Consider the following 5409-nt stretch of genomic DNA (forward strand, 5'->3'; position numbering starts at 1 on the left):
TTTTCCAAACTGCGCGCTCGCGCTCGGCGAAATGGTCGACAGCGCCATACAGGTCTGCAGGACGCCGCAGACCAGCATCCCGACGATGGGGGCGTTGCGTGCGCTGACCTTGCTGAACAGTTTCGGAAACATGCCCTGATCAGCGGTCACCTTGGCCGTTTGCGCCAACGTGAACTGCCAGCCCAGCAGCGAGCCGACACAGGCCATTACCGCGAGCGCCATGATGATGTTGCCGACCAGGGGATTGAACATGTGCGCATAAACGAGCGCGAAAGGCGCTGACGAGTTGGCCAGTTCGGCGTTGGGAATAATGCCCTGAATGACCGTCGTCGATAGCACATAGACCACCGCTGCGCCCAATGTACCGAACAGACAGGCCAGCGGTACGGTGCGCTTGGGGTTTTCCACCGCATCTGAGGCCTGGGCTGCCGACTCCATGCCGAGAAACGCCCAGAGCGTGAGGGGAATCGCTTTGCTGATGGCCTCGGATATAGGCAGTTGGTTCGGGTTCCAGGCGGCGATGATCAGCTCGGGTTTGAACCAGAACCAACCGATGATGCTCAAGCCCGCTACGGGAATGATCACCCCCCACACCGTAACCGCACCAATCCTGCCAGTGATGCCAGGGCCGCCGAAATTCGCCACGGTGGTCAGCCAGAGCAGGCCTACCGTTCCAAAGAATAAAGGAATGGCGCCGCTTCCCAGCCAGGGCATGAACGACGTCATGTAGCCCACTGCCGAAATGGCCACCGCCACGTTGGCGATGGCCAGCGACAGGAAGTACAGGTACGAGCACAGAAAAAAGCCTGACTTTGCATGCGCCTCTTCGGTGTAGGCGGATAGCCCGCCTGAGCGCAGGCAGAAGATGCCGCATTGGGAAAAGCAGTACGCGATAGCCATCGAGCCGACAGCGGTGACGATCCATGACAGCAATGAAACAGCCCCGAGTTGGGCCATGCTCGTCGGCAACATGATGATGCCTGAGCCCATCATGTTCACCGTCACCAGTGTGGTGAGCCCCATGAGGCTCATTTTCTTGCTTGAGTCGGCCATCGGAGTTCCCTCGATTTGCGCAACGCGTCACCGCTCAGCCAACGCACAAGGTTTTGCCGGCATCGGCGGTACGCAGCTTTTCAAGCGACGTTCAACGGTTAGAAAGACAGGTGATTTCAAGTGCATCGAAACAGCGCGCCCATCGCTTCGATATGGCTTGCCCGAGGGATGGCGAAGGCATGGCAGGAACTCATGGACGGGCTCAATGACTCTGGCGGTTGCAGCCCGACACCATCTGCTTGAGGCCGTCCATGTTGTGGATTCTCACGTCGCGCGCGGTGATTTCCACCAAGCCCTGATCGCGCAAGTGGGCAATGCCGCGGCAAATGGTTTCCAGACGCAGCCCAAGGTAGGAGCCGATTTCTTCGCGGCGCATTTTCAGCACGAACTCTTTCGAGGAATAGCCACGGGAGCTCAGGCGTTGCGAGAGGTTGAGCAGGAAAGCCGCCAGGCGCTCATCGGAGTTCATGTTGCCCATGAGCATCAACATGCTGTGATCGCGCACGATTTCCCGGCTCAGCAACTTGTTGAGGTTGTGCTGCAGGGAGGGAAGGCTTTGCGCGAGTTTTTCCAGCTGTGCGAAGTGAATCGGACAGACTTCGCTGTCTTCCAGCGCATACGCAGTACACGCGTGTTGATCGATGCTGATGGCGTCGAGCCCGAGCATTTCGCCGGGAATATGAAAACCGGTCACTTGCTCGCGCCCATCGACGGAGACCACGCTGGTCTTGAACGAACCTATCCGAACAGCGTACAGCGAGCGCAGCGGGTCCCCGGTCCGGTAGAGCGCGGCACCTTTCTTCACCTTGTATCGCTGCACGATCAGCGTGTCGAGCCGCTCGACCTCCGTTCCCGTCAGGCCAAGCGGCAGGCATAACTCGACCACACTGCAGTTGGAACAGGCAGTTTTGAGAATCGGCGGGGGCGAGTGGGCTTCAAGCATGGATAAGCAGCCTCCAATGAGTGTGATAAGCATAGAAGTCTTCGCAGCGCACGTGCCTTTCGTTTGGTTTGTCAGCGTGATTACGGACGAACGGCGAGGAGGGGAATCACAAAGGCAACGGCCTGTGCGCCGCTCTTGTGTCGCAGGGGTGATGAAACTTGATGCATATCAAGCGTGGCGGTTGGCAGAGTTACAGAATCGTCCAATGGCGCTGACTGGAAATACACGTGATGTTCAGGCTCAAACGCATTCTGTTGATCGCACCTGCCGAAATGACCCGCACCCCGGCGTTTGATCGCGCCCAGGCGCTCGCTCGGGCCAGTGGCGCGTTATTGCACATCGTGGCGTTCGATCATGTCCAGTCCCTGGCGTTGGCCGGCCTGATCGACCACGACGCCATGGCGCAAGCGCGTGAAGGCTATTTGCAGATGCATCGCCAGTGGCTGGAGCAGCAGGCCCGGTTTCAACGTGGCGCTGGCGTGCAAGTCAGCACCGAAGTGGTCTGGGCCAGGGCCACGCCGGCGCATGTACTTGAGTACATCAATGACTTTCGTGTCGATCTGGTGATCAAGGACGCTCACCATGTTTCAGCGCTCAATCAAACGTTTCACCAGCCGTTGGACTGGCTATTGGTACGTGATTGTTCCGCCTGCGTGCATCTGGTCACCGAGGCCGCACATCCGAAACCCTTGAAGATACTGGCGGCCATTGACCTGTCGCATCTCGAGGATCTGACCCAAGGGCTCAATGACCGGATACTTCGCGTTGCATCGACATTGGCAGCTAAATGCGATGCGTCGCTGCACTTGTTGAATGTGAGCAATTGGTCAGTGGTGGGTGATGCGGCGATGAGCGTGCCGAACTTGAGCCTGGACCACAGCTTGTGCGATGCGATCAACGACACTCAGCAAGAAGCGTTCGATACGCTGGCCGAGCGCTATGGTCTGGATGAACAGCATAGCCACCTGCTCTCAGGTGTCCCTTACCGGGTGATCGAAGACTTCGCCCGACAGCACGCGTTCGACCTGCTGGTGCTGGGCATCTGTCACCATCGAGCGCTGGACGGCTTTATCGGCGGCACGGCCGAATGCCTGATGAACCGGGCTCCTTGCAGTTTGTTGATGGTCAAGGCAATGCCTGCCACAGCCTGACCGGTCATCGCAGCAGTTGATGGTAATCGGTTGGGGGTAATCCATCAGTGACTGCGCCCGCCGTGTGCGTAATGCCATTGTTGCCAGGCGTGCCGATATTTCTCATCGGCGCGTTTCCTCGCTTCAGTGAACTTGTGCATGGTGTCTGGAGAATACGGCTCTTCAAGGACGGCATAGGCCCGTTCGCTGAGCCGATCGGCTTCGTGAAACAGTGCGCCACTGTCATCGATCGCGTCGGGGACATTGGCAGTTGTCATGGCTGGAACATTGATGACCATATCGTGAACCTCGCAAAGCAAGAATGAGGGTGGGTTGCGGACCTGTCACCCTGTGGCCGCATCTGTAACTTTCACGCGTTCGAGCAGCTTGTGACTGTCCCTGATCCGAGATGCGGGCGCAGCCGAATCATGACTCTATTTCGATCCAGTTTGTCGTCGCAGCGATTGATCCAGATCAATGTCGCTCGCCAGTTTCATCCCCGCTTTGTCGGTTTTCCAGGCGCTTGCGCAAGGGTGGTGGACAAGCCTCGATATTCAGGTTTTTCAGGGAGAGGACGCGCACCAGGGGCCTTGCATATGACATTTATCAAGGAAGTCGCCGGGCTATGGCGCAACCTCGATTGGCGTTGTTGTCTGATTCTTTCGGCCCGGGTCAGCTGCGGGTGACATGAGCCCAGACGTCCATCTCTCTGGAGACAAACATGAGCCAATATCAACACTTGTTGCTGATCATCAACCCGGCCCTGCGCCATTCCCCGGCGATAAGCCAGGCCGCCGCCCTGGCTAAAGCCAGCGGCGCGTCGCTGCACATCGCAGCCTTGATCAAATGGTGGGATTTCCTGTCGCTGCTGGAGGAAGGGGATCGGGCAAGGGCCCGTGCGGCCTATTTGCAGGACCATCACGAGTGGCTGGCAAGCCAGGCTGCCAGCCTGCGAGCCGAAGGTTTGCGGGTGACGACGGAGGTTGGCTGGTCCGAAGACATGAAACGGGAGATCCTCGATCACGTCACCGTGAACCAGCCCGACTTGCTGATCAAGGAAGTGCAGCACGAATCCTTACTCAAACGCGCTTTGTTTACCCCATTGGATTGGCAGCTGCTGCGTGATTGTCCGGTGCCGGTCTACTTGTTGGGCGCTGCTGGCCCGGGTCTGCCGCGCAAGGTCGTAGCGGCAGTGGATGTAGCTGCAAGCGAAGATGATGGGGGCGCTCTCAATGACCGGATCGTCGAACAGGCCACATCCTTCGCCACTCAGTTTGGTGCAGAGTTGCACCTGTTATATGCCTATGACGTCTCGCAAAACTATCTGGATGAAGTGGTGAACAACTGGACGGTTTCGGAATTGATGAATGCCCGGCGCCAGGAACTGCAAGTGCATTACAGCGCTTTGGCGAGGAAATTCGGTGTGATGGCCGAGCACAGGCATAGCAGGGAGGGACATCCCGTGGCGGCGATCAGTGAGTTTGCCGAAGAGCACGATGTGGACGTGATTGTGATGGGCAGGGTTCAACGTCACGGGCTGGAAAAACTGCTGGGAAGTACCACCGAACATATTCTGTACCAGGTTCCCTGCAGCGTACTGGCGGTCTAGCGCAAACGCTGGTGCACCTTACAAAGTCAGCGTTCCGGCCCACAACATCCGGCCAGCGTAAATCGCGGCGGTCCAGATAATGATCAACACACCCGTTTCCGGACCGCTGAGCGGCTGACCCTGACGCGTTTTCAGCGTGCCCAGGTAAATCAACGAGCCAGGCGCGTAGAGCAGAGCGCTGAGCAGCAGGTATTTGGGGCCGGCGGCATACAGCTGAATCAATCGGATGATCATTCCCCTGCCGGAATCGATAACGTCGCCCTCAAACCGCCCTCTGCGCGGTTCGCCAGTTCAATCCGTCCGTTCAGTCGCATCGCGATGGTGTTGACAATGGTCAACCCCAACCCGGCGCCATGCGCCGTGCCACGGCTGTAGAAACGCTCGAACAATCGCTCTCTGTCCGATTCATCGATTCCCGGCCCTTGATCGTCGACCGTCAAATGACAGAAGCCATCGGACTTGCTCAGGTGCACGGTGATCGCACCGTGTTCGGGGGAGAAATTCGCCGCGTTGGTGATCAGGTTATTCAGCGCGATATCGAGGGCGGCGGGGTCGGCGAGGACATGAAACGGTTGGTCGCTGACCTCGAAGATCAACTCAAGGTGTTTGCTCAGCAACCACGGTGTCAATTGCACCAGGCTGTTGCGTACGGTTTCGCTGAGATCAATGCGTTG

Annotated in this window: 7 protein-coding genes; 2 read left to right on the plus strand and 5 right to left on the minus strand. The window is 58.1% G+C overall.

Going from position 1 to position 5409, the window contains the following annotated elements:
• Nucleotides 1–1053, minus strand: a 1053-nt coding sequence (gene potE / locus OQK_RS23315; RefSeq protein WP_016774531.1) for a putrescine-ornithine antiporter, incomplete at its 3' end; no start/stop codon positions are given.
• 202 nt (nt 1054–1255) lie between these two features.
• Nucleotides 1256–1996, minus strand: coding sequence for a fumarate/nitrate reduction transcriptional regulator Fnr (gene fnr, locus OQK_RS23320; protein WP_016774532.1), 741 nt, complete (start codon nt 1994–1996; stop codon nt 1256–1258).
• A 230-nt stretch (nt 1997–2226) separates the two neighbouring features.
• Between fnr and OQK_RS23325 the strand changes: the two genes are divergently transcribed.
• A complete protein-coding gene (locus tag OQK_RS23325) occupies nt 2227–3147 on the plus strand; it encodes a universal stress protein (RefSeq protein ID WP_016774533.1) in 921 nt (306 codons plus the stop codon).
• A 44-nt stretch (nt 3148–3191) separates the two neighbouring features.
• Here OQK_RS23325 and OQK_RS23330 read toward each other — a convergent pair whose 3' ends face one another.
• Complete coding sequence (locus tag OQK_RS23330) at nt 3192–3425, minus strand: hypothetical protein (RefSeq protein WP_016774534.1); 234 nt, start codon at nt 3423–3425, stop codon at nt 3192–3194.
• Nucleotides 3426–3847: 422 nt separating this feature from the next.
• On the opposite strand from OQK_RS23330, the gene OQK_RS23335 reads away from it, so the two are divergent.
• Nucleotides 3848–4735: a universal stress protein gene (locus OQK_RS23335; RefSeq protein ID WP_016774536.1), complete on the plus strand. Its 888-nt coding sequence runs from the start codon at nt 3848–3850 to the stop codon at nt 4733–4735.
• Between the two features lie 18 nt (nt 4736–4753).
• Here OQK_RS23335 and OQK_RS23340 read toward each other — a convergent pair whose 3' ends face one another.
• Nucleotides 4754–4969 carry a hypothetical protein gene (locus OQK_RS23340; protein ID WP_016774537.1) on the minus strand — a complete coding sequence of 72 codons (216 nt, stop codon included), beginning with the start codon at nt 4967–4969 and terminating at the stop codon, nt 4754–4756.
• Nucleotides 4966–5409, minus strand: a 444-nt coding sequence (locus OQK_RS23345; protein WP_038861631.1) for a sensor histidine kinase, incomplete at its 5' end; no start/stop codon positions are given. The genes OQK_RS23345 and OQK_RS23340, both read right to left, overlap by 4 nt.

This window comes from Pseudomonas sp. R62 (genome assembly GCF_000257605.1).
GTDB classification, from domain to species: domain Bacteria; phylum Pseudomonadota; class Gammaproteobacteria; order Pseudomonadales; family Pseudomonadaceae; genus Aquipseudomonas; species Aquipseudomonas atacamensis.

Bases quoted from the DNA above. Each gene is read 5' to 3' on its own strand.
- fnr (WP_016774532.1), bottom strand. From the start codon at position 1,996: ATGCTTGAAGCCCACTCGCCCCCGCCGATTCTCAAAACTGCCTGTTCC.
- OQK_RS23330 (WP_016774534.1), bottom strand. From the start codon at position 3,425: ATGGTCATCAATGTTCCAGCCATGACAACTGCCAATGTCCCCGACGCG.
- OQK_RS23340 (WP_016774537.1), bottom strand. From the start codon at position 4,969: ATGATCATCCGATTGATTCAGCTGTATGCCGCCGGCCCCAAATACCTG.
- OQK_RS23335 (WP_016774536.1), top strand. From the start codon at position 3,848: ATGAGCCAATATCAACACTTGTTGCTGATCATCAACCCGGCCCTGCGC.
- OQK_RS23325 (WP_016774533.1), top strand. From the start codon at position 2,227: ATGTTCAGGCTCAAACGCATTCTGTTGATCGCACCTGCCGAAATGACC.